The organism is Candidatus Methylomirabilis sp. (assembly GCA_036000645.1).
In the GTDB taxonomy this organism is placed as follows: Bacteria; Methylomirabilota; Methylomirabilia; order Methylomirabilales; family JACPAU01; genus JACPAU01.
In genome coordinates this window covers 1-21,723 of the sequence record DASYVA010000039.1, presented here as the reverse complement: position 1 = coordinate 21,723, position 21,723 = coordinate 1, and the positions used below count along the sequence as shown (strand labels likewise).

General features: G+C 71.8%; 24 protein-coding genes. 1 reads left to right on the top strand and 23 read right to left on the bottom strand.

What is annotated here, in order from left to right; translation table 11 throughout:
- The 6 genes from VGT06_02275 to VGT06_02250 form a co-directional block, all read right to left on the bottom strand.
- On the bottom strand, positions 1-761 hold a 761-nt coding region (locus VGT06_02275; protein ID HEV8661960.1), incomplete at its 3' end, for a lipocalin-like domain-containing protein.
- Between the two features lie 16 nt (positions 762-777).
- Complete coding sequence (locus tag VGT06_02270) at positions 778-1,539, bottom strand: TIGR02266 family protein (protein HEV8661959.1); 762 nt, start codon at positions 1,537-1,539, stop codon at positions 778-780.
- Positions 1,536-2,549, bottom strand: a complete 1,014-nt coding sequence (locus tag VGT06_02265) for a PilZ domain-containing protein (GenBank protein HEV8661958.1) — start codon at positions 2,547-2,549, stop codon at positions 1,536-1,538. Before VGT06_02265 ends, VGT06_02270 begins: the two co-directional genes overlap by 4 nt.
- A gap of 101 nt (positions 2,550-2,650) precedes the next feature.
- On the bottom strand, positions 2,651-5,212 hold the full coding sequence (locus VGT06_02260) for an FtsX-like permease family protein (GenBank protein ID HEV8661957.1): 2,562 nt from the start codon (positions 5,210-5,212) through the stop codon (positions 2,651-2,653).
- Positions 5,212-5,880, bottom strand: coding sequence for an ABC transporter ATP-binding protein (locus tag VGT06_02255; GenBank protein HEV8661956.1), 669 nt, complete (start codon positions 5,878-5,880; stop codon positions 5,212-5,214). Before VGT06_02255 ends, VGT06_02260 begins: the two co-directional genes overlap by 1 nt.
- Entirely contained in the window at positions 5,877-6,620 is a 744-nt protein-coding gene (locus VGT06_02250; GenBank protein HEV8661955.1) for a DUF309 domain-containing protein, read from the bottom strand. The genes VGT06_02255 and VGT06_02250 overlap by 4 nt, the downstream gene beginning before the upstream one ends.
- Before the next feature lie 207 nt (positions 6,621-6,827).
- Between VGT06_02250 and VGT06_02245 the strand changes: the two genes are divergently transcribed.
- Positions 6,828-7,091: a hypothetical protein gene (locus VGT06_02245; protein HEV8661954.1), complete on the top strand. Its 264-nt coding sequence runs from the start codon at positions 6,828-6,830 to the stop codon at positions 7,089-7,091.
- A 460-nt stretch (positions 7,092-7,551) separates the two neighbouring features.
- Here the strand turns inward: VGT06_02245 and VGT06_02240 are convergent, their stop codons facing one another.
- From VGT06_02240 to VGT06_02160, 17 genes are all read right to left on the bottom strand, one after another.
- The gene (locus VGT06_02240) at positions 7,552-8,523 is read right to left on the bottom strand and encodes a hydroxyacid dehydrogenase (protein HEV8661953.1); all 972 of its coding nucleotides are present in this window, start codon (positions 8,521-8,523) and stop codon (positions 7,552-7,554) included.
- Positions 8,520-9,413, bottom strand: a complete 894-nt coding sequence (dapA, locus tag VGT06_02235; GenBank protein HEV8661952.1) for a 4-hydroxy-tetrahydrodipicolinate synthase — start codon at positions 9,411-9,413, stop codon at positions 8,520-8,522. The genes VGT06_02240 and dapA overlap by 4 nt, the downstream gene beginning before the upstream one ends.
- A 23-nt stretch (positions 9,414-9,436) precedes the next feature.
- Complete coding sequence (locus tag VGT06_02230; protein ID HEV8661951.1) at positions 9,437-11,494, bottom strand: TRAP transporter permease; 2,058 nt, start codon at positions 11,492-11,494, stop codon at positions 9,437-9,439.
- Positions 11,495-11,566: 72 nt separating this feature from the next.
- Positions 11,567-12,520 carry a TAXI family TRAP transporter solute-binding subunit gene (locus tag VGT06_02225; protein HEV8661950.1) on the bottom strand — a complete coding sequence of 318 codons (954 nt, stop codon included), beginning with the start codon at positions 12,518-12,520 and terminating at the stop codon, positions 11,567-11,569.
- Between the two features lie 81 nt (positions 12,521-12,601).
- Positions 12,602-13,285 (bottom strand): tetratricopeptide repeat protein, encoded by a 684-nt coding sequence (locus VGT06_02220; GenBank protein ID HEV8661949.1) that lies wholly within the window; start codon positions 13,283-13,285, stop codon positions 12,602-12,604.
- Complete coding sequence (locus tag VGT06_02215) at positions 13,188-13,769, bottom strand: C39 family peptidase (GenBank protein ID HEV8661948.1); 582 nt, start codon at positions 13,767-13,769, stop codon at positions 13,188-13,190. The genes VGT06_02220 and VGT06_02215 overlap by 98 nt, the downstream gene beginning before the upstream one ends.
- Positions 13,766-14,182 (bottom strand): PA2779 family protein, encoded by a 417-nt coding sequence (locus VGT06_02210; GenBank protein ID HEV8661947.1) that lies wholly within the window; start codon positions 14,180-14,182, stop codon positions 13,766-13,768. The genes VGT06_02215 and VGT06_02210 overlap by 4 nt, the downstream gene beginning before the upstream one ends.
- Positions 14,183-14,295: 113 nt before the next feature.
- Complete coding sequence (locus VGT06_02205) at positions 14,296-15,042, bottom strand: HAD family hydrolase (protein HEV8661946.1); 747 nt, start codon at positions 15,040-15,042, stop codon at positions 14,296-14,298.
- Positions 15,039-15,947 (bottom strand): tetratricopeptide repeat protein, encoded by a 909-nt coding sequence (locus VGT06_02200; protein HEV8661945.1) that lies wholly within the window; start codon positions 15,945-15,947, stop codon positions 15,039-15,041. Before VGT06_02200 ends, VGT06_02205 begins: the two co-directional genes overlap by 4 nt.
- On the bottom strand, positions 15,944-16,429 hold the full coding sequence (locus VGT06_02195; protein HEV8661944.1) for a cytochrome c-type biogenesis protein: 486 nt from the start codon (positions 16,427-16,429) through the stop codon (positions 15,944-15,946). Before VGT06_02195 ends, VGT06_02200 begins: the two co-directional genes overlap by 4 nt.
- Positions 16,426-18,378: a heme lyase CcmF/NrfE family subunit gene (locus tag VGT06_02190; protein ID HEV8661943.1), complete on the bottom strand. Its 1,953-nt coding sequence runs from the start codon at positions 18,376-18,378 to the stop codon at positions 16,426-16,428. The genes VGT06_02195 and VGT06_02190 overlap by 4 nt, the downstream gene beginning before the upstream one ends.
- Positions 18,375-18,833 (bottom strand): cytochrome c maturation protein CcmE, encoded by a 459-nt coding sequence (ccmE, locus tag VGT06_02185; GenBank protein HEV8661942.1) that lies wholly within the window; start codon positions 18,831-18,833, stop codon positions 18,375-18,377. The genes VGT06_02190 and ccmE overlap by 4 nt, the downstream gene beginning before the upstream one ends.
- Positions 18,830-18,967: a hypothetical protein gene (locus VGT06_02180; protein ID HEV8661941.1), complete on the bottom strand. Its 138-nt coding sequence runs from the start codon at positions 18,965-18,967 to the stop codon at positions 18,830-18,832. The genes ccmE and VGT06_02180 overlap by 4 nt, the downstream gene beginning before the upstream one ends.
- A gap of 2 nt (positions 18,968-18,969) precedes the next feature.
- Positions 18,970-19,647 carry a cytochrome c biogenesis protein CcsA gene (ccsA, locus tag VGT06_02175; GenBank protein ID HEV8661940.1) on the bottom strand — a complete coding sequence of 226 codons (678 nt, stop codon included), beginning with the start codon at positions 19,645-19,647 and terminating at the stop codon, positions 18,970-18,972.
- Complete coding sequence (locus VGT06_02170; GenBank protein ID HEV8661939.1) at positions 19,647-20,321, bottom strand: heme exporter protein CcmB; 675 nt, start codon at positions 20,319-20,321, stop codon at positions 19,647-19,649. The genes ccsA and VGT06_02170 overlap by 1 nt, the downstream gene beginning before the upstream one ends.
- Positions 20,318-21,058 (bottom strand): heme ABC exporter ATP-binding protein CcmA, encoded by a 741-nt coding sequence (gene ccmA / locus VGT06_02165; protein ID HEV8661938.1) that lies wholly within the window; start codon positions 21,056-21,058, stop codon positions 20,318-20,320. The genes VGT06_02170 and ccmA overlap by 4 nt, the downstream gene beginning before the upstream one ends.
- Before the next feature lie 189 nt (positions 21,059-21,247).
- Positions 21,248-21,723: galactose oxidase (locus tag VGT06_02160; protein ID HEV8661937.1), on the bottom strand; the 476-nt coding region annotated here is incomplete at its 5' end.

Genomic DNA, 21,723 nt, shown 5'->3' with positions numbered 1-21,723 from the left:
CCGTCCCGGTGGCGGATGAGGTAAAGCATGAGATCCGTCCCGTCCTCGAGCTGGACGCTGAACCAGTCCCACCCCACCTGCTCGGGCGACAGCTCCGTCGAGCCGAACTCGTGGTCCATCCAGGCGAGGCCGGTGACGGGCGCGCGGCGCCCCTCCAGGGTGAGGGTGCCGGCCACCCGCAGGCGCGTCAGCGAATAATAGTGGGAGGCGTGCCCCTCGGCGGCGCCCTTGCGGCTGATCCCGTCCTTGCCGTGGACGACCGGCGGCTTCTCGGGAGTCAGGGTGAGGTCCAGGCCGAACTCCTCCGCCGCCGCGCGCACCCGGTGGGTCTCCCCCTCCGCGGCCGCCTCCCACTCGCCGAGCCAGACCCGGTACCGGTCGGCGAGGGCGCCGGCCTGCCCCAGCGCCTCCCGCCCTACCCGCTCCGCGAGCCGGTGGCGGCGGCGGGCGGGGTCACTCAGGGCCAAGTGGGCCAGGTAGAGGTTGCGCGGCGCCCACCGGGACGGGCTCTCCCGCGCCTCGGCGATTCCGACCCGGAAGAAGGTCACCTGGAACCCGAACGCGGCCCCCCGCCCTGTCCGGAGGTGCCCGGTGTAGTACCACCACTCGGTGCGGAAGGCGTCGTGGGCGGCGTGGTCGCGGGGGAACTGGAACCGGTAGCCGGGGAGGGTCTTCTGGAAGGGGGGCGGGGCGGCGGCTCCGCAGAGGACGACCAGCAGAAGGGCCAGGGCCGCGGAGGGTCCCCGGCCTCGCCCGCTCACGGGGGGGGCCCGGCCCTCATCGGCTCTTCCCCCACTCCCGATCGACGTACCACGGACGAAGCATCTCCGGCTCCCCGCCCCCCCGGGCACGGAGCTGCTCCACGTAGCCTCCGATGAGGTGGCCGGTCTGCTCGTCCAGGCCCAGGAACTGGATCCCCATTCCCGGCGGGAAGGGGTTGGCCGCGGGGGTCGGGTTGCTCCACACGACCCGCCCGTGGATCCGGAGCTCCCGGTCCAGGTCCGGCAGGCGAAAGCGGATGATGACTTCCCGATTCAGGGGCGCCGGGTCCGGGGTCCGGATGAAGATACCCCCCTGGCTGATGTTGAGGCAGTAAGAAGCGATGGCCGGCGCGGTGAGCTGGTATTCTACCGGGAGGCGGACGTTGACCCGCGGGTGGGCGGGGACCTTGCCCTGCCGGATCTGCGCGGTGACCAGCGCCTCCACCGTCTCCCGGCCGAGTGGTGTCGGAAAGGCCAGCCCATGGGGGACGAGGCGCGCGCCCAGGTCGCTCACCTCGGGAGGTCCCAGCCAGACGACCTGCGCTATCGCCTGGACCGCCTCAGTCCCTCCCTCAAGCCGGAGGGTCCCGCCGGTCCCCACCGGGAGGGCCTCCGCCAGGAGGAGCTTCGCCCCACCCTCCCCCAGGTCCTTGGCCTTCCCGGGCAACTCCTGTCCACCGGACCAGATGACCGTCGGCAGGTAGAGCTCGAACCGGGGGAAGCGGCGTCGCCCCGGCGTCCCGGCCCGATCGCCGGCCGCCGAATCCCGCGGACTCACGCGGGGCCCCCCCGCGCCTGCGCCAGGAAGTAGAGCTGGAGAACCACGTCCCGAGAGAGCGGCTCGCCGCTGAACTCGAGCCCGTGGCGGTAGATGCGCTGGCCGTCGTCGCCCGTCGCCCCCAGGACCCACATGACGCGGGCCGGGCGATCCAGGACCGCGTCGCCGAGGCGGAGGGTGGCCTGGACCGTGGCCCCCACTCCGAGGGCAAGGGGGAGCCGGACCAGGAGCCCCCCCTCGCTCACGTTCTCGGCCTCCCCTTCCAGCGCAGGCGCGACCGCTTCCACGCTGCACAGGACGGGAGCCGCCAACGGATAGCGGGGGTGGCGGCGCGTGTAGGGACGCCGGTAGCCGAAGCCCTGGAGGAGCCGGCGCCAGACCTCCCGCTCGCCGGGATCCATCGCCACGATGATGCAGCCGTGGCGGACCGGGCTGCCGGCAGCGGCCGGATCATCGGCGGCCCAGACGACCATGGCCTCCAACGTCACAGGCTGATCCTCCGCTTCCACCCGCAGCGAGAGGGGGGTCCAGGGCTGCAAGCGGTCCGGCAGGTCCACGGCCACGCCCCCCTCGCTCACGTTCGCCGTGAGCCCCTCGAGGCGCCGGGGCGCCGGAATGCCGGGGACCTCCTGCACCGTGATCCGGACCGGGACCGTGAGGGGGAAGCGAGGGTCGCGCACTCGGAAGGGGGGCCCGGGCGGGGCCTCGGCTGTGGGCGCGACGCGCAGGCTCAGCTCGATGGCGGACATGATGCGAGAGGTCAGCTCGCGCTGGACATCCAGATCGCTCCGACAGCGCGCGAGCATCCCCTCTGTCACGTCCACGGAACCGAAGGGATCCTTCCCCTCCCCTACCGCCAGGGTGAGGCGGTAGGGCGGTCCCGCGTCCTCGGTGGTCCGGACGAGGTCCACCGTGAGGGCGCCGGGGAGGTTGTAGCGCTGGGAGATCCGCGCGGCGAGATCGCGCAGGAAGTGCGTCTCGCCCACGAACGTGTGGCTTGGATCCTCCACGCGGGAAGCCTCCTCTCGCGGGCCGGACGGCAGGCCCAACCTCCTTCCGGGCCGGGGACCGCGCCCGAGCCTACCGGCCGGGGCGCGGCCTGTCAAGGCGCCTACTCGTGTCGGAGCGCGTCTACCGGGGGAAGTGCCGCCGCCACGGAGGCCGGCAGCGCGCCGGCTGCCAGGGCGGTGGCGAGCGCAAGGGCCGTGACCTGCACCATCTCGCGGGTCGGGAAGTGAAATTGGATAGACCAGCCGAAGGACTGGAAGTTGATGACGTAGATCAGGATCATCGAGAGGGCAAGGCCCACGGCAGCCCCCAGGAGATTGGCCGCGATCCCCAGCAGCCCGGCCTCCGCCAGGACCGTGGCGAGGACTTGTCTTCGACTCAGGCCCAGCGCCCGCAGGATCCCCAACTCGCGTTGCCGCTCCAGCACCGCCGCCATCTGCGCGTTCAGGATGCCGAGGGCCGCTACCAGCAGGGCGATGAACTCCAGGGCGTAGGTGATGGCGAAGGTCTGATCGAAGATTTCCAGGACCCGGGCCTTGAGTGCCCGGTTCGCCAGCAGCAGGAGATCCTCCCGCCCCGGCACGGCCGTCAGGATCCGGCGACGGACCACCCCGGGATCGGCGTCCGGTGTGAGGTAGATGCCAATCGAGCTCAGGAAGGGGTCCCCGATCAGCCGCGTGAAGAGGGACCGGTCCATGACGACCAGTCCCCCCTCCGTGGTGTAGTCGTAGAAGATGCCCGCGACCGGGACCGGGACGGGACCGCGCGGCGTGGGCAGGCTGATCTGCTCGCCCACCCGCACCCCGTAGCGGAGGGCAAAGGTCTCGGAGATGACCACCGCGCCTGCCTCCCGCGCCGCCCGCAGGATGGCGGGGGCATCCCCGTCCACCATGAGGAGGCGGCCGTAGCGGGCATGAACGGCGAAGTCGCCGGAGGCCAGAAGGAACCGGCCCCCCCGCCCATCCTCCACCCGGATGCCCCGGAAGGGATCCAGCGCCTCCACCCCCTCCACGGCCGCCAAAGTCTGGAGGAGGGACGCCGGGAGGCGCCCGTCGGCCCCCTTCAGGTAGCGGCCCGCGGGACTCAGGACGAAGTCCGCCCGAACGCTCTGCCCGATCCAGGCTTCCACCGTCGCCCGAAAGGATCGGATCATCGTGGAGACGCTGACCAGCATGGCCAGCCCCACCATCATGGCGGAGGCGGCCACCGCGTTCCGGCGCACGGCGCGGCGCAGGGAGAGGAGGGCAAGGCTCGCCGGGACCGGAAGAGCGGGGAGGAGAATCCGCCCGGCGGCGGCCAGGGCCAGGAGGAGAGCCGGCGTCAGGAGCGCTCCCCCCAGGACGACGGCGAGGGCGGCCAGGTAGCCCCCCACGGGCGGAGTCCCGATCGGGCCCGGGCGGGCGAGCAGAAGCCCCAGCCCGAGGAGCGCAACGCCGCCTGCGGCCGCGGCGGCCGTCCGCGGGCGGCGGAGCAGCGGCGCAGACGTCATGGCTTCCCGCGGGCTCACGGCCACCGCCAGGCGCGCCGGACCCACCGCCGCCAGGAGCGCGGCAACGAGACCGGCCAGGAGCCCCAGCACGACCGTCCCCGCCGTGAGGGCCGGCGGCTCGGGCCGCACGAAGGCGTAGAGCTGGGAGACCGTCCGGGCCATCGCCACGACGGCTGCCCGGGAGAGGGCTCCCCCGGCGAGGGTACCCAGCAGGCCCCCCGCCGCCCCGAGGAGTGCGGCCTCGCCGGCGACGAGGGTCGCGACCTGCCGGCGGCTGAAGCCGAGCGCCCGGAGGACACCGAGGCTCCGGCGCCGCCGCAGGACGGCGATGCCCATCGTGTTGTAGACGAGGAAGCAGCCGGTGAGCAGGGCGATGAGGCTGAGGACGGTCAGGTTCAGTCGGAAGGAGGCGAGCATCTCTTCGACCTGGGCGGTCCGGGCGGCGGGCCGCTCGACGGCGAGGCCGGCGGGGAGCCTCGCCCGGAGCCGGGCGGCGACGACCGCAGGATCGGCCCCCGGCTTGAGGAGCAGGTCCACCCGGTCCAGGCGCCCCAGCTTCTGGAATGCGACCTGCGCCGTGGCGATGTCCAGGAGGGCGAGGCGCCCGTCCAGGGCGACGGCCGGCCCCTCGGCCGTCAGGAGCCCGCGGATCCTGAAGGGGCGCGGGCCCGCCGGCGTGAGGAGGGTCAAGCGCCCGCCTGCCGCAAGGCCGTGCGCCTCGGCGAACCGGGCCGCCACGAGGATGGCGTCGGGCTCCACCAGGAGTGCCAGGGGATCCAGCCCGGGCGGGGGATCTGCCAGGCGGTAGTCGCGGAACGACCGCTCCGAGAGGAGGTCCACGCCCAGCACCAGGAGGAACTCGCCGGCAATCCCCTGGACCGGTGCCAGCACCTGGATGAGGGGAGAGGCGTGCGCTACCGCCGGATCGGCTCGGAGGAGGGAAAAGAGTTCTTCCGGCACCCCCAGCTCGCCCGCGTGGACGGTGAGGCCGGCGCGGCCGGCCACGGCGTCCACCCCCCGGGCGAAGGCCGAGAGGACGCTCTCGTTCGCGAGGCGGATCGCCACGGGGACGGCCACCCCGAGGGCGACGCCGAGGACGCTGACCGTGACCCGGAACGCCTCCCGCCGCAGGGGGCGGAGGAGGAGAAGCGCGACGAGTCGGGAGAGCCGCCGCATCACGCCCCCTCCAGGCGCCCGTCCCGGAGGCGGATCACCCGGTCGGCCACGGCGGCAGCCTCGGGGCTGTGCGTCGCCAGCAGGACCGTGAACGCCCGCGCGCGGTGCAGGCGGCGGAGCAGGGCGAGGACCGCCCCGCCGAGGTGACTATCGAGGTTCCCGGTCGGCTCGTCGGCCAGCAGGAGGGCCGGGCGCGGCGCGAGGGCCCGCGCGATGGCCACCCGCTGCATCTCCCCGCCCGAGAGCTCATGCGGGAAGTGGTCGGCGCGGGGCAGCAGCTCCACCGCCGCCAGCTCCTCCTCGACCCGGCTGGCGATGTGATCGATGGGGGTCCCGTTGAGGAGCAGGGGGAGGGCTACGTTCTCCCGGGCCGTCAGATGGGGCAGGAGATTGTAGAACTGGAAGACGATGCCGATCCGCTCGCGCCGCAGCCGACTGAGGGCGGCCTCGTCGCATCGCGTGAGGTCCACCCCCTCCACCACGAGGGTGCCGCGGGTCGGCCGGTCCAGGCCGGCCACGAGGTTCAGCAGCGTGCTCTTGCCACAGCCGCTCGGGCCGATGACGGCCACGAACTCCCCGGGTGCCACCGTGAGGCTCACCTCCGCCAGCGCCGACACCGCCACCTTGCCATCCCGGTAGATCTTGGAGACATCCGCCAGGCGGATCACGGCCCCTCCCCGCCCGGAGCGAAGCGCATCGGGGGAACGGCCTCCCAGGGGAAGGCGGTCCGCTCCCCTTCCAGAACCGCCTGCGCCGCCTCCCGGCAACCGGCGAGGCCGTCCAGGAGCTCGTCCATGACCAGGCCATGAAAGTCCGGGCGGCCGGCCTCGGCCTTGCGCAGGCCATATCCCAGGACCCGGACGCCGCCCCGCCAGTTTTCGAGCTGGAAGTGGTAGAGCCCCACGGCCGCCTGGATGATCCCCTGCAGGACGGTCCGATCGGGGCCCCGCGGTTGCTCCATCCAGACCGGCTCCAGGAGCTCATGAGTCTCGAAGTACAGATGCGCGTTGTAGAGGGCCGCCGCGGACTCCAGGGTGCCCGCCAGCCCCGACCGCCGGGGCCCGCCCCGCGCGGCGAACGACTCCGCCGCGGCCCAGTAGGCCTCCACCCGTTCCGCGACCGCCGGCAGGTACTGGGCGTAGGCGGGGGCCAGGGCCAGCCGGCCGTCGGAGACGGGGGCCAGGACCGGGATGTCGCGCAGCGCCTCGCGGACGGGGGAACTCGCCATCCACGGGGGGCGCGGGGGCGGGGTCTCCAGCGTGCGAGCCCGGACGCTGCCGTCGGGGGACCGGAGCGCGAGATGGCAGAAGTGGCGAAATGCCCAGAGGGGAGCCGCGCGGGTCGGGTCGGTCACCGCCGAGACAACGAGGTGGGCCAGGGGGTCGCGGAGGGGCTTCGGAAAGCGCATGACAGCCTTGACGGGGATTCTAGCCCGAGGGCACCGGATTGCCAAGGCGGGGAAAAATCCCCCTTGCGGCGGATCCCGAGGCCTTGCATAATGCCCAGCGCCCCAGCGGGGAGCCGGGTCCAATTCTTGCACTCAGCAGGCCACGGCGCCCAGGCCGGTTTCTGACCAGAATCCAGTCCCGGTAGATCCAATGAAAGGAGGTCACTGGTGAGGAAACGAGTGGCGGTCCTAATGGCGATTGTGCTGGCGGGGATCCTCTGCGCCGGCCCAGTCGCGGCAGAACAGGTGGATGAAACCGTATATAACGACTACTTTTTCCGGCCGGTTGGCTATGCGCTGCACCCGGTCGGGGTCGCCCTCGATCTGGCCCTCGTCAAGCCGGGAACCTTTTTCCTCTGCATCACGCCCTGGCTCTTCGGGCTCAGCCCCGGCGAGTGCCCCCAGGAGCGCGCGACCCCCTTCGGCGACTGACCGCAGCCAACGAGTTCCTTCCACCAAGCCCCGGCCTCCTGCCGGGGCTTGGCATTTTCAAGGGACAGCCGGTGAAGACGGCCGAAAATCCGTGCCCGATGGGCCTTTAAGCCAACACCGGTTTGGATGCCCAATGGCGAAAAAGTCTCGTGTGGATAACCCCATCCGCCATTCCCAGCGCCGGTCCTGAGGGACGTCTTCCCTCTTCATCCATTCTGAAGAGCAGATCTATCCTGTAATTCTAAATAGTTATACGCTTCACGCCCCTGTGATGATCCCGGGACGGGGCGCCCCGGCAGTGGATGCAACTCACGGAATCCCCGGCTGTGGATAAGGTGTGAGCAAGCGGAGCGCGGTAACCACCGGAAAAATGGACCCGTCTGGACCCGGCCCCCCCGTTCCATGAGACCCGGCCGGAGTAGAGTGTCGATTCGGGACCAGGAAAATGGCGTCTGAACCTTCATGTGCTCCAGACTTCGGGGTTGATCGCCATGGTGGGGCGCTTTCCCTCGAGGGCCATGAGGACCTGCTCGGCAGCCGTGACGGCCATGCGCCGCATGCTGTCCTCCGTGTGGGCGGCGATGTGGGGAGTGATGAGGACCTGCTCGAGGGCGAGGAGGGGGTTTCCCGGGGCCGGAGGCTCCGGCTCCGTCACGTCAATCCCGGCCCCGGCGAGCCGCCCGCTCCGGACGGCTTCGGCCAGGGCGTGATCGTCGATCACCCCGCCCCGCGACGTATTCACCAGGATCGCCCCCGGCTTCATCAGGGCGAACGCCTCCCGGTTCATGAGGTGGCGGGTCTCGGCGGTGAGCGGAGCGTGCAGCGTGACGATGTCGGCCGCCCGCAGCAGATCGGGAAACGCCACCGGCTCCGCGCCCCGCCGCCGGATCTCCTCGGGGGAGAGCGCGGGGTCGTAGGCGACCCGGTGCATCCCGAAGGCAGCGGCCAGTTCCGCCACCCGCACCCCGACGCGCCCCATCCCGACGATGCCCAACGTTCGCCCGGTGAGCCCCGTGTACAGTCTTCCGCGGAGGGCTTCCCAGGCCCCCTGCCGGACGCCTGCGTTCACCGCCAGCAGACGCTTCCCCACCGCCAGCATGAGGAGGAAGGTGTGCTCCGCCACGGCGTCGGTGTTGGCCCCGAGGGTCACGCAGACCGGGATGCGCCGCCGCGTCGCGGCGGCCACATCGACGTTGTCCACCCCGACCCCGTGCCGGGCGATCACCTTGAGGCGCGGGGCCCGGGAGAGGAGGGACTCCGTCACGCGCCCCTTCACCCGGAGGATGAGCCCGTCGGCCGGCGCCAACGCCGCGGCCAGCCCCGCCTCATCGTGGGCCGCCGCATACCGGATCGTCGCCGCCCGCTCCAGGAGGGCCACGCCATCCGGATGGATGGGTTCCGTCAGGCAGACGGTGAAGGATCCCCTGCTCACAGGACCCCCACCTCCTGCAGCACCCCGCGCAGGCGGGCCCGCTCCTCGGCCGAAAGGGGCCCCACCGGCCGCTTGCAGGCCGCGGAGGGGAGGAGCCCCTGCATCACCAGCGCCTCCTTCAGCATGGCCGGGAACGTCCCGATGCCGAAGGCCAGCCTGAGGGGGGCCAGTTGCCGCTGCAGGGCGGCCGCTCCCGGGAAGTCCCCGGCGAGGGCAGCGGCGTGGATCGCCGCGCAGAGACGGGGGGCCACGTTCGCCGTGGCGGCCACCGCCCCCGCGGCCCCGTAGGCCAGCGCCCCGTAGATGAGCGTATCCCGCCCCATGATGACCTTGAACCCCGGCGGGCAGCGGCGGATCAGCTCCGCAGTCTGGGTCAGGTCCCCGGTGCTGTCCTTGATGCCGGCGAAGTTCTCGCAGGCGCCCGCCAGGCGCAGGATCGTCTCGATCGCGAGGGCGACCCCCCCGGCCCGCTCCGGGTTGTTGTAGGCGAGGACCGGGATCCGGACCGCGCGGCAGATCGCCGCGTAGTGGTCGAACAGCTCGGCCTGCGACGGCCGGCAGTAGTAGGGGGTGATGACCGAGACCGCATCGGCCCCCATCGCCTCGGCTTCGCGGGCAAGCGCCACCGACTCGGCCGTGGTGACGGTCCCCACGTTCGGCATGACCGGCACCCGCCCGGCCGCCTCCTCGATGCACCAGGCGATGAGGCGGCGCTTCTCCTCGTCCGTGAGGGCGTAGAACTCCCCCGTGCTCCCCGCCGGAAAGAGCCCCTGGACCCCCTCCGCGAGGAGGTGGCTCACCAGCTTGCGGAAGGCCCCCTCGTCCAGACGCTCATCGGGGGTCAGGGGGGTGACCAGTGCAACGATGATCCCGTCCAACTCCTTCCCCATGGTCTCCCTCCGCGCATGGCGTCTCAGAGACTGTGCTCAGCCCGCTCGATCTTCTCCGCCTCCAGGACCACGGCTGGCCGCTCGGGCCCCGCGACCGGGCCGGGCGCGACAGGGGCCGGCAGGAGACGCTGGGCCGCCAGGACGCCGGCGAGCAGGAGCGCACCCACCAGATCCGTGAGCAGCCCCGGCTTGATCAGGAGGAGGGCCCCGGCCACCAGCATCACTCGCTCCCACACATACAGGGTGCGCCACAGGTACCCGTGCAGTCCCGCCGCCAGCGCGGTGACGCCGACCGACGCCGAGACCACGGTCGTCCCCACCGTGAACCAGTCTCCGATGAAGAGGAGGGAGGGGCCGTAGACGAACATGAAGGGGACGACGAAGCCGGTGGCGCCCAGTCGGACGGCGGCGAGTCCGGTCTGCCAGAGGTTCGAGCCGCTGATGCCGGCGGCGGCGTAGACCGCCATCGCCACCGGCGGGGTGATGGCGGAGATGATGGCGAAGTAAAAGACAAAAAGGTGGGCGGCGATCGGCAGGACGCCGAGCTTGATCAGCGCCGGGATCAGGAGCGCCGCCTGGACGATGTAGGCCGGCGTGGTCGGCATCCCCATCCCCAGGACGATTCCGGCCACCATGGTCAGGACCAGGGCCGGCATGAGGGAGTCCCGGGCCACCGCCAGGACGAGGCCGGTGAACTGGAGGCCGAGGCCGGTGAGTGCGATGACCCCGATGACGATCCCGGCGCAGGCGCAGGCCGCGGCCACCGGCAGGCTGTTGCGCGCCCCGTCGGCCAGCGCCTGGACGAGCGGGCGCCAGCCGAGCCGCGGCTCCCGCCAGGCGGCCTTCGCGAGGGCCGCGGAGCCTGCAGCTCCCACAACCCAGGGGAACGGCATCTGGCCGGAGAACCATGCGCCCACGGGGACCAGGACGCCCAGCGGCAGCGCGAGGGCGGGATGGGCGGCCAACACCGCGGTTCCCCACAGAGCCCAGAGGGCCGCATAGGGGGCGGTATAGCCCGCCAGCATCACTCCGAGGATGATCAAGACCGGGAGGAAGAGATGCCCCCGGGTCCGAAGCACACGCCACAGAGGGGGGAGCTCCTCTCGGGGGAGTCCCCGGAGCCCCGTGCGGCGGGCCTCGAAGTGGATGGCGACGAACACCGCCAGGTAGTAGAGGAGCGCGGGGATGAGGGCATGCTTGGCGATGGTGATATAGGGCATGCCCAGGAACTCGGCCATGACGAACGCGGCCGCCCCCATGACCGGGGGCATGATCTGCCCCCCCGTGGAGGCCACTGCCTCCACGGCCGCGGCGAAGGCCGGCCGGAAGCCTGTCCGCTTCATGAGGGGGATGGTGAGCCAGCCATCCACCATGACATTGGCCACCGCGCTCCCCGAGATGGTCCCGAACAGGCCGCTGGAGACGCAGGAGACCTTCCCCGGCCCCCCCGCGGTATGCCCGGTGAGGGCGGTGGCGAAGTCCGTGAACAACTGACCGGTCCCCGACTTCTCCAGGAAGGCGCCGAAGAGGACGAAGAGGATGACATAGGTGGCGGAGACGGCGAGCGGGATGCCGAAGATTCCCTCCGTGGAGAGGTAGAGCTGGTCCACCACCAGCTCCAGGGAGAAGCCCCGGTGCTGGAGCGGCCCGGGAAGGACCGGCCCGGCGAAGGCGTAGCCCAAAAAGAGAAGAGCCGTGAGGGGGAGGGCGGGGCCGAGGGTCCGCCGGGCCGCCTCCAGGACCAGGAGCATGAGGAGGATCCCGAAGAACAGGTCGCCCCGCGAGAGGGGATCGACCCAGATGTACCGGTTCACCACGTAGTCGTGATAGACGAACAGGTACCCGATCGCGGCCAGACCGGCCGCCAGGCACGCCAGGCCCGGGAGGGTGGGGCGCGTCGCCGGGGAAGGACGGCGGGCGGGGAACCAGAGGAAGATGAGGCTCAGGGCAAAGGCCAGGTGGGTCCCGCGAAAGTAGATGGCCTCCGGGACCCCGAAGGCTGCCGCCCAGATGTGGTAGCCCGACATGGCCACCGCGGCCGCGGCGGCCAGCCAGGCGAGCCCACCCCCGAGCTTGCGCACCGGGACCTCCTTGCGGTCACCGAGCACCGCCCCGGCGGGCGCCCTCCCGCCGGGGCGGCCCCGGTGGGAGGGCTAGCGGATGGCCAGGACGCCAGCCTCCCGGTAGTACTTGGCGGCACCCGGGTGGTACGGGACCCCCACGTCGAAGGCCAGCTCCTTGAGGTCGAGGCCCTTCACGGCCTGCACCACGTTGCCGAGGTCGGCTGCATGTTTGTGCAGCGCCTTGGTGATCCGGTAGACGAGGTCCTCCGAGAGATCGGCCCGCGCGATGAGATGCGTGTATGTCCCGAAGGTGGTGACATCTTCTTCCACGCCGGGGTAGGTCCCCTTCGGGATGACCCGCTTCGCGTACCCCCGGTTGAGCTTCTGGAGGCCCTCGAAGTCCGCCGCCGTGATCCCGACCAGGCGGATCTTGTGGGAGGCCGCGACGTCCAGGATGGCGCCCGCCGGGACCGTGGTCACCAGGCTGAAGACCTGGGCGTGGTTGTCCTTCATCTGGCTGACGGAGTCGCTATAGGAGACGTGGCTCACGCTCCGCAGGTCCTTGTAGGAGAGGCCGTGGATCTGGAGCAGGTCGCGGGTCATCTGCTCTCCCGTGTTCCCCTTCTGCTGGGTGGTCAGGGCCCGGCCCCGGAAGTCCTTGACCGACCGGATCCCCGTGTCCTCCCGCACGACGACCTGGAAGTACTGGAGGTAGAGGGTCGCCACCTGCCGGACGTTCCGGGTGGGTTCGGTGAACGGGTCGCGTCCCAGCACCCCGTCCACGGTGGAGGAGGAGTTCCCGAAGCCGAGCTCGGCCTTCCCCACCTCGACCCCCTTCACGTTCGCAATGCCCGCGCCCGGGACGACCGAGGCGCTGACCCCCGGCACCTCCCGCTTGATGATGTCGGCGATGGCCCCGCCGAGCGGGTACCAGGAGCCGCCCTGGGGGCCGGTCATGAAGCGCAGCTCCGTCGCCGCCGCCGGGCAGGCGGACACGAGCGCGAGGCTGAGGAGAACCAGCGCGACGCAACGTCGGTGGGACATGACTCACCTCCTTGGGTGGCTCACCGGCACCGGGGCCGGATGGGTAGGCGCCGCGAGTCTAGCCCAGGCCCCCCGGCGCGTTCAAGGGGTCCCGGAGGGGGCGAGGAGCCCGGCCGCGCGTTCCGCCGCGGCCGCGGCCTCCACCTCCCCCGCCTCCCGGAGGATGCCGGCCAGGTGCCCGTAGAGCTGGCGCCGGAGGGCGGTCTCGCTCTCCGGAGCCGCGGCCAGCGCCGCCTCGATCTCACCCCGCGCGCCGGCCAGGTCCCCCCGCCGCTTCGCCAGCAGGCCCAGGGTGTCCCGCACATAGGGGGCGAGCCGGGGCTCGCGGGCGAGGGCATCCCGCGCGAGCGCCTCCGCCTCTTCCAGGCCCGTGTCCTGCAGGAGGAGGCTCCAGGCCAGGTTGTTCCGCAGGAGCGCGCTGTCCGGGTCCTGGCGGAGGGCCCGGCGGAAGTAGGCCTCAGCCTCCCCCGGCTGCCCCGCTCCCACCGCCAGGTTCCCCAGGCCCAGAAGGGGGCCAGCCGACTCCCCCGCCTTCAGGGCTGTCTCGTACTCCGCCCGCGCCAGCTCGGCTTTTCCCTGCGCCTCGTAGGCGGCCCCCAGCGCCGTGTGCTCCGCGGGACTCAGGGGATCCCGGAGAACAACCAGGCGGGGGAAGGCCCCGCAGGCCTCAAGCAGGAGGAGCCCCGCCAGCAGGGCTGCCCGGAGGGGGTTCCACCAGCAGCGCCCACTGACCCGACGCCTGCCACCGCCAGGCGAAGTCGTCATAGGAGAAGACCCGCTCCCGGTGCCGCCCGTCGTGGGCCAGGAAGGCACGCGGCCCATCGGCGTACCCCACCACCACGACGTAGTGCCAGGTGGGTATGAGGCGCGACCCCACGTTCAGGAGGGCGATGATCGGGCGGCCCGCCCGCAGTGCCGCCTTCAGCGCGTCGGCGCTCTGGGGGAGCAGCACAGCCCGCAACCCCCGCTGCTCCGCGTAGAGGAGGAGGTCCAGGCTGAGGGTCCCCTTGAGCCGGGGGAGGTAGATCGCCTCGGCGATCGCCGCGGGCTCGGCCGAGATCCCCCAATAGGCGAGAATGCTCGCGACCGCCGCGGGGCCGCACTGGTACTCCTCCTGCGGGAAGAAGGGGACGGGGAGGATCCGGCCGCCCTCCGGGGCCGCGGCAACGGCCGCCCGCAGCGCCTCCGCCGAGGGCCCGGCGCAGGCCGCGAGCAGGAGGAAGCCCGCGGCCAGGCGCACGTGCCTCATTTGGTCACGATGATCCTGGTGTCCGTGATTTTCAGGATGACGATGATGATCAGCACGATGAGGAGGACACCGATGACGATCCCGAGCCCATCCCCGCCCGCCTGCAATCCCTCGAGACGGCTGGCCACCGCATGGATCTGCTCATCCGTCATCTGGGGGAGGCGGCCCTGGATCTCCTCCGCCGAGAGGCCCAGGTCGGCCAGCCGCTGGCGGACCAGCTTCCGCTCCAGGAAGCCCTGGATGGCGGTGAGCCCGGCGGCGCGGTCGGGGGCGGCCAGGGCCAGAGCGGTCGGGACGGGGGCCGCCTCGGCAGGAACCGGGGCGGCGGCGAGCCCCCCCATCCACGCCACCAGGATCCAGACGAGGCAGCGCCAGGGGGAGGATCGGGAGACCCCGAAGCGGATGGTGGCCATCGCTCGCCTCCTTTGGGGAACAGGAGAGAGAGGAAGAACAAGAAGACGCCGCGGGGCGGGATGCCCCGGTGTGGTCCCGGTATCTTAGCGGAAGGCCCGGATGGCAGCAAGGCCTAGAGGAACGCGAGGAGGTCGGGGAGATGCCGGATCGTATGGTCCGGCTGCGGATCCGCGGGGTGGAGACTCAGCCCCTCCCGGTTCACCCAGACGCAGGGCATCCCCACCCCCCGCGCCCCGGCGACATCCACGCTGAGACTGTCCCCGACGAAGAGGCCTGCGGCGGGGAGGATCCCCAGCGCCCGGCAGGCCAGATCAAAGATCTCGCGGCGCGGCTTGCGAAAGCCCACGTCCGCCGAGATCAGCGTGACCTCGAAGATCCCGTCGAAGCCGTGGCGCGTGAGCAGCGCCCGGGCGGTCCCGCCGTGGTCGAAGTTGCTCACCAGGCCGACCCGGTACCGCGAGGCCAGGGAGCGCACGACCTCCCGCCGTTCCGGCGGGCAGGTGGTCGCCGCCGCCACCGCCCCCATGTGGGCCTCCACCACCGCCGCCCGGAGGGCAGCCGTCCCCTCCGTGTCCGGGAGGCCCAGGCGCACGAAGCAGCGGGTGATGCGCTCGGCCGCCGTCACCTCGATCCCGTCCCGGTCCCGGAGCGCATTCACCTCCCGGAGGCTCTCGGCGAAGGCCTCGGTGAAGCGCTCCAGGGAGATGGCGGGATAGGCCTCACGGACCGCGGCGTGGGCAGCGGCACCGGTGGTCCGGATTTCCTTCCCCGCCACCGTCACCAGGGGGAGACGGTCCCGCTCGAAGTCCACCAGCGTATCGAACAGATCGAACAGGACGGCAGCGGGCCGGGTCTTCACCGGGGCACCGCTCCCGGCTCCGCCGGCCGCCCCATGCTCTCGCGGACGTTCGCGAGCATCTGCCGGGCGGCCGCCGCGCGCGCATCCGTCGGGGCGACGGCGATGAGCGTCTCCCACACCCTGACACCGTCGCGCGGGCGGCCGGCCTGGAAGTAGGCCAATCCCTTCTCAAACAGGGGGAGGGGGGCGTGCGGATCGATGCTGAGGGCCTTGTCGAAGGCCCGGTGGGCCTCCTCGAAGCTCCGGGCGCGGGCGAGGATCACGCCGAGTTGGGTGATGGCCTCCACGTTCCGGGGATCCCGCTCCAGGATTCCCCGGTAGATTTCGAAGGCCTTCCCTACCTCCCCCCGATCCACCAGAGCGCGGGCCTCCTCCAGAGGACCGGAGCCGGCCACGGGGCTGCCCCGGCCCATCCCGAGGCCGCCCACGCCCCCGGTGGGCGACCCGTCCGGGCCGCGCGGGCCGAGGGAGGTGGCCAGGAAGTAGCCCAGCGCGAGGCCGAGGGCTAAGATGGCGGTCAGGAGGAGAGCCAGCCGCAGGCCGCGGGTCCTCGGGCCGGGTCGCACTTCCCCCGGGGCCCCGGTGCGCCGGCGGGGGCGCTCCATTGGGGGCGGGAGCGGGGCTCCCGCGCCCAGGGTCTCCAGCCCCCGCAGCGTCTCGGCGGCTGCCGCCTCGAGCTGGGCGCGGGTCTGGCGGTAGTCCGCCTCCGCGATGCTCCCTGCCGCGAAGTCGAAGTCCAGGTCGCGGATCTGCCCGTACAGATCGCGCTTCTGCCGGAGGAGCTCTCCCCGGGGATCCGGAGCCTGCTCCGGCGGGACACCGGCAGGGTGGTGGCCCCGGAGGAGGGGCCAGGCGACGGCAAGGGCAGCCACCGCGAACAGGAGCGCGAGGAGCGCGACCGTCACGCCGGAGGCCCCCCTTCGGTCGCCTCCAGCTCTCGGCGAACCCGCTCCAGGGAGGCGGGGTCGGGGAAACGATGCGCTTCGGCCCCGGCGCGGGCCTTGGCCCGCGAGTTCCAGCGCCGGACCACGACGAAGATCCCCACGGCCCCGGCCAGGACGGCGGCGAGAGGGAGGATCCATACGAGGAGATTGAACCCGCTGGCCCGCGGCGAGAGGAGGATCCACTCGCCATACTTGCTCACGAAGTAGGCGAGGACCTCCTCCCGGGTCTCGCCCCGTTCCAGGCGCTCCCGGATGAGGCCCCGCATCTCCTTCGCCATCTCGGATGGGGAATCCCCCACCGAGAGGTTCTGGCAGACGGGACAGCGGAGCTCCATGGCGATGTGATGGACTTCCTCTTCCGGCACCGCGCCCGCCCCCCCCGGGAGGAAGGCGAGCAGGATCGCGCCACCCGCCAGCAGCGAGACCATCGACCGCCGCCTCATGGCTTCTCCTCTCGCCGGCCGGGCCACAGGGCCGTCAGCGCCCCCACCAGGATGACCACCCCCCCCAGCCAGATCCAGGAGATCAGCGGGTTGACCAGGGCCTTCACCGTCGCCTGGCTCCCGTCCCGGGCGAAGGACGCCAGGATCAGGTAGAGGTCTTCCCGGAGCCCGTAGCGGGCATCCACGCTGGCGAAGGGGGAATCGTACCCCTGGTAAAACCGCTGCGCCGGCTTCAGGACCCTCCCGGGCCGGCCGTCGGTACTGACGGTGAAGGCCCCCCAGACGCGGAAGTGCGTGGGCGCCTCGGCCCCCTCGAGGCCGTCGAAGCGCACCGTGTAGCGCCCCACCTGGAACGATTCCCCGGGCGCGAGGGCCGCCTCCCGCTCCAGCTTGTAGGTACTGGAGCCGACGATCCCAATCGTCAGGAGGACGACCCCCAGGTGGACGATGAGGCCGCCGTAGCGGCGCCGGTTCCTCTCGACCAGTCCCCGGAAGGCGGTGCCCCACCCCTCCCCCTGCAGCCGCCGGCGCGCGCGCATCCCCCGCCCGAACTCCATGACCACCGTGGCGCCGACGAACGCGGGGAGGACAAAGCCCAGGACCGGAAAGAACCCGCGAACCCCCGCCACCATCAGGAGAGCCGTCGCGAGGGCGGCCGTAGCAGTCGGCCCGACGACGTTGCGCCTGAGGCTTGCCCAGGAGGCGCGCCGCCAGGGGATGACGGGCCCCACCCCCATGAGGAAGAGGAGGGCGAGGCCGATCGGGACGTTCACGTAGTTGAAGAACGGGGCTCCCACGCTCACCTTCACCCCCCGGACCGCCTCGGCCAGGAGGGGGAAGATGGTCCCCAGGAAGACGGTGAAACAGAAGGCCACCAGCAGGAGGTTGTTCAGCAGGAACGCGCTCTCCCGGGAGACGAGGGAGTCCAACTCCCCCGGGACCCGGAGCTGCTCCGCCCGCCAGAGCAAGAGCCCGAGGGTGCCGAGCACGACCGTCGCCAGGAACGCGAGAAAGAAGATCCCCACCGGCCCCTCGGCAAAGGCGTGGACCGAGGAGAGGATGCCGCTCCGGGTCAGGAACGTCCCGAAGATGACCAGCGCGAACGTCAGGGTGATCAAGACCAGGTTCCAGACCTTGAGCATTCCCCGCTTCTCCTGGATCATCACCGAGTGCAGGAAGGCGGTCCCGGTGAGCCAGGGCATGAAGGAGGCGTTCTCCACCGGATCCCAGGCCCAATACCCGCCCCACCCCAGCGTCCGGTAGGACCACCAGCCCCCGTAGAGGATCCCGGCGGTCAGGAAGAGCCAGGCCAGCACGGTCCACCGGCGGGTGAGGGTCAGCCACTCGTTCTCCAGCCGGCCCGTGAGCAGGGCCGCGAAGGCGAAGGCGAAGGGGACCGAAAACCCCACGTACCCGTGGTAGAGCAGGAGGGGGTGGACGAGCATGTCGGTCACCTCCAGCAGCGGGTTCAGCCCCCGCCCGTCCGGCGGGACCGGGGCGTGCTGCTGGAAGGGGTTCGTGACGGCCGCCAGGAGGACCAGGAAGAAGGCGGAAATTCCCATGAGGACGCCCAAGGCGTGGGGGGCGAGCGGGTGGGGCCGCCGCCGGAACCGGAAGACGACGAGGGCGATGAAGAGGACCTGCAGCCACTCCCACAGGAGGATGGAGCCCTCCAGGTTCCCCCACAGGCCCGCGATCTTGTACCGGATCGGGCTGGCCTTGGTGCTCACGTTGGCCACGTACCGGATGGAGAAGTCGCTGGTGACGAGGGCGTACTCCATGACGAGCAGCGCCAGCGTGACGAGGCCGAAGCTCACGAGGACGCTCCGCTCGGCGCTGGCGAGCAGGGGCGGGAGGCGCCGGCGGCTTCCCACCAGGAAGGCCACCGCCCCGTAGAGGGTCACCAGGAGGGCGAGGACCAGCGTGAAGTGCCCGAGCTGAGCCGTCATGACCCCGGCTTCTCCTGGAGGAGGGACCGGAAGCGCTCCCGCAGGGCGGCCTTCCCCTCCCCTTCCCGGGGCGGCCGGTACTCCTCGGAGTGCTTGGCCAGGATCTGACTCGCCTGGAAGACCCCTTCCGCCGTGATCGTCCCCTCCACCACCGCTCCGCGTCCCTCAGCAAACAGATCGGGGGGAACCCCCCGGTGCCGGACGGGAACCATTGCGACGCCGTCCGAGAGGCGGAAGGCGAGCTCCAGGGTGCGGGGGTCCCACTGGATCGAGCCCGACTCCACCATCCCCCCGACCCGAAGCGCCTTCCCGACGGCACTCGTCCCCTGCTCCTTGAGCTCCGTGGGGGTCACGAAGTAGACCAGGGTCTCCTGCAGGCCCCCGAAGATCAGGTAGCCCAGCGCCCCCGCGACCACCAGGCCGCCCAGCACGAACTTGACGTGCCGCGGCTTCACGGCCGTGCTCCTCCCGTGAGCCGGGCGAGAGTCCGACGGGCCGCAGCCAGCCGCCGACGGACCCGCACCTGGTAGGCGAGCAGGGCGATGCCTGCCAGCAGGTAGGCGGCGCTGACGTAGCCCCAGGGTCCCACGGTCACTCCTCCAGCCGGCGGCGCAGGAGCTCCGCCTCGAGACGGCCCAGCTCTACCCGCTGCGCCAGGAGGAAGGCGTACAGGAGGGCAAACGCTGCGAGGTTCAGCAGCAGGGGAAAGAGGAGAGCAGGATCAATCGCCCCGCGCGCCAGCGAGGAGGGCTGGTGCAGCGTCCGCCACCACTCGACGGACTTGTGGATGATGGGGATATCCAGAAACCCCAGGATCCCCACCACGGCAGCGTAGCGGGCCCCCCGGCTGGGGTCCTCGACCGCGGCCCGGAGCAGCAGGTACCCGAGGTAGATGAGCAGCAGAATGGCGGTCGTGGTGAGCCGGGCGTCCCAGGTCCACCAGGCTCCCCAGGTCGGCTTCCCCCAGATCGCCCCCGCGGCGATGGTGAGGGCCGTGAAGAGCACCCCGAGCTCCGCCGAGGCGTGGGCCAGGATGTCCCAGCGCTCCTGCCGGGTAGCCAGGTAGGCGATGCTTCCGGCGAAGACGACGAAGAAAGCCAGGTAGGCGACGAGCACCGTCGGGACGTGCAGGTACATGATCCGCTGCACCTCCCCCTGCACCACGTCCGCCGGGGCTCGGACCAGTCCCGCGTACAGGCCGCTGAGGAGCGCCGCCCCGGCGGCAAGGCCCAGGGGAGTCACGAGGCGGGAGCGGCCCGACCCCATCATCACTCCTCCACCACCCACTCGAAGGCGAAGAGGGATACGGTCAGGAAGGTCAGGTCGAAGAGGCCAAGGAGGGTGAGCCACGGGAAGGCCTCGGCCCGTCCCGCCCCCAGGAGGAACGCCTCCGTCGCCTTGACCGCCGCGAGCAGGACCGGGACCACGAAGGGGAGCAGGAGGAGCGGGAACATCACCTCGCGGGCCCTGAGGTGCATCGTCATGGCGGAAAACAGCGTCCCGACGGCGGCGAACCCCACCGTCCCGAGAGCCGCGGTGATGACCAGCCCGGGCAGGGGCTCCCACAGGGGCATGTTGTAGAAGAAGGCGAAGCAGGGGAGGACGGCTGCCTCCAGCGCCAGCATGAAGAGGATGTTCCCCAGGAGCTTTCCCAGATAGAGCGCCCCCCGGTCTCCCGGGTAGAGGAGGAGCCCCTCCAGGCACTCGTTCTCCCGCTCCACCTGGAAGGCCCGCGTGAGCCCCAGCAGCCCGGTGAGGACGAAGGCGACCCACAGGATCCCCGAGGCGGCCTGCGTGAGCCGGGCCCGGTCCGGCCCGAGGGCGAACCCGAAGACCAGCAGGACCAGGGCGGCGAAGAAGAGAAGCCCGTTGAGGGTCTCCTTGCTCCGCCCCTCCGTGAGGAGGTCCTTGCGGGCGATCGCCCAGACCCGCTCCGCGCTCACCCGCCCCCCTCCCCGGCGGCGGCGGCGTAGGCCGCCCGGAGGACCTCCAGCCCTCCCGGCCGCGCCGGGCCGTCGTGGACGAGGCGCCCGTTCACGAGGAGGGCGGCCCGCCGGCACGCGGCATACCCCCGCGCCAGGTCATGGGTCGCCATCAGGACCGACGCCCCCCGGGCGAGGAGCTCGGCCACAACCTCCACCAGGAGGGCCACGGCCGCCTGGTCCAGGTTGGTGAAGGGCTCGTCCAGCAGGAGGACGGCCGGCTCCGCCAGGATCACCTTGGCCAGGGCCAACCGGCGCTTCATCCCGCTCGAGAGGGCCCGGACCCGCTCCCCCGCGGCCTCGGCCAGCCCGACCCGTTCCAGGAGGGGCCCGAGCCCCACCCCGTCCCGCCGCCGCATGGCCGCGGCGAACTCCAGATTCTCCCGCACCGTCAGGTCCTCGTAGAGATGTGTCCCGTGGGCCAGCAGGGCCAGGCTCCCCCGGATCTGCTCCTGCTCCGTGCGCAGGTCGAACCCGGCCACCCGGCCACTCCCCCGAGTGGGGGTGATGAGGGTGGCGAGGATCTTCAGGAGGGTGGTCTTCCCCGCGCCGTTCGGGCCGAAGAGCGCCAGGGACTCTCCGGGACCCAGCGTGAGGTCCACCCCTCGCACGGCCCAGGTTCCCCCGAACGCCTTCCCGATTCCCAGCAGCTCGATCCCCCCCCTCCGCAAGCCGGAGTGGGCGCCGTCCTGGCTCATCTCAACCCATCCCCACGCCCGCCACTGCCCACACCCCTGATGCCTCCGGAATGGGCCCACAGCGGCAGCACAGCGCCGCCATCACCGGGAGCGGAACGCGGCAGCGCGCGGAGGAGGCGAGCCCGCAGGGCAACGATGCAGGTTCATCGCAAGTTTAGCCGAGGGATGCGAGGCGCACAAGGCCACCCGCTACCGAGGGAGGAGAACCTCCACGACACCGCTCCGGGAGCCACCGGGGGTCGGCCCTCCGGCCACCGCGTACAGGCCGGGACCCAGGACCGCCGCCCCGAGCCCGTGCCGCGCCGTCGGCATCGGAGGGCCGGGAGCCCAGCGATCCGTCACAGGATCGTAGGCCTCGACCGTCGCGAAGGTCCCGCTCGGCGCTTCCCCCCCCATGACCACGATCTGGCCCAGCCAGAGAGCGGCCGCGATCCCGCTCCGGGGGGTGGGAAGGTCTGCTCGGCGCTCCCAGCGGTCCGCCCCGGGATCGTAGGCCTCCACCACTGCCAGGTTGCGCGCGTAGCTTCCCCCGACCCGACCACCGATGGCGTACAGCCGCCCCGAGGCCGCGACCGCCGCCAGGTGATCCCGCCCCGTGGGAAGGGACGCCCGCCGATCCCAGCGATCCGCCACCGGGTCATAGGCCTCCACGGCCCGGCTGCTCC

Coding starts and splice junctions, on each gene's coding strand:
- VGT06_02215 (HEV8661948.1), bottom strand. CDS start 13,769: ATGAGGCACGTGCGCCTGGCCGCGGGCTTCCTCCTGCTCGCGGCCTGC.
- VGT06_02260 (HEV8661957.1), bottom strand. CDS start 5,212: ATGCGGCGGCTCTCCCGACTCGTCGCGCTTCTCCTCCTCCGCCCCCTG.
- ccmA (HEV8661938.1), bottom strand. CDS start 21,058: ATGAGCCAGGACGGCGCCCACTCCGGCTTGCGGAGGGGGGGGATCGAG.
- ccsA (HEV8661940.1), bottom strand. CDS start 19,647: ATGATGGGGTCGGGCCGCTCCCGCCTCGTGACTCCCCTGGGCCTTGCC.
- VGT06_02190 (HEV8661943.1), bottom strand. CDS start 18,378: ATGACGGCTCAGCTCGGGCACTTCACGCTGGTCCTCGCCCTCCTGGTG.
- dapA (HEV8661952.1), bottom strand. CDS start 9,413: ATGGGGAAGGAGTTGGACGGGATCATCGTTGCACTGGTCACCCCCCTG.
- VGT06_02220 (HEV8661949.1), bottom strand. CDS start 13,285: ATGACGACTTCGCCTGGCGGTGGCAGGCGTCGGGTCAGTGGGCGCTGC.
- VGT06_02210 (HEV8661947.1), bottom strand. CDS start 14,182: ATGGCCACCATCCGCTTCGGGGTCTCCCGATCCTCCCCCTGGCGCTGC.
- VGT06_02225 (HEV8661950.1), bottom strand. CDS start 12,520: ATGTCCCACCGACGTTGCGTCGCGCTGGTTCTCCTCAGCCTCGCGCTC.
- VGT06_02250 (HEV8661955.1), bottom strand. CDS start 6,620: ATGCGCTTTCCGAAGCCCCTCCGCGACCCCCTGGCCCACCTCGTTGTC.
- VGT06_02195 (HEV8661944.1), bottom strand. CDS start 16,429: ATGAGGCGGCGGTCGATGGTCTCGCTGCTGGCGGGTGGCGCGATCCTG.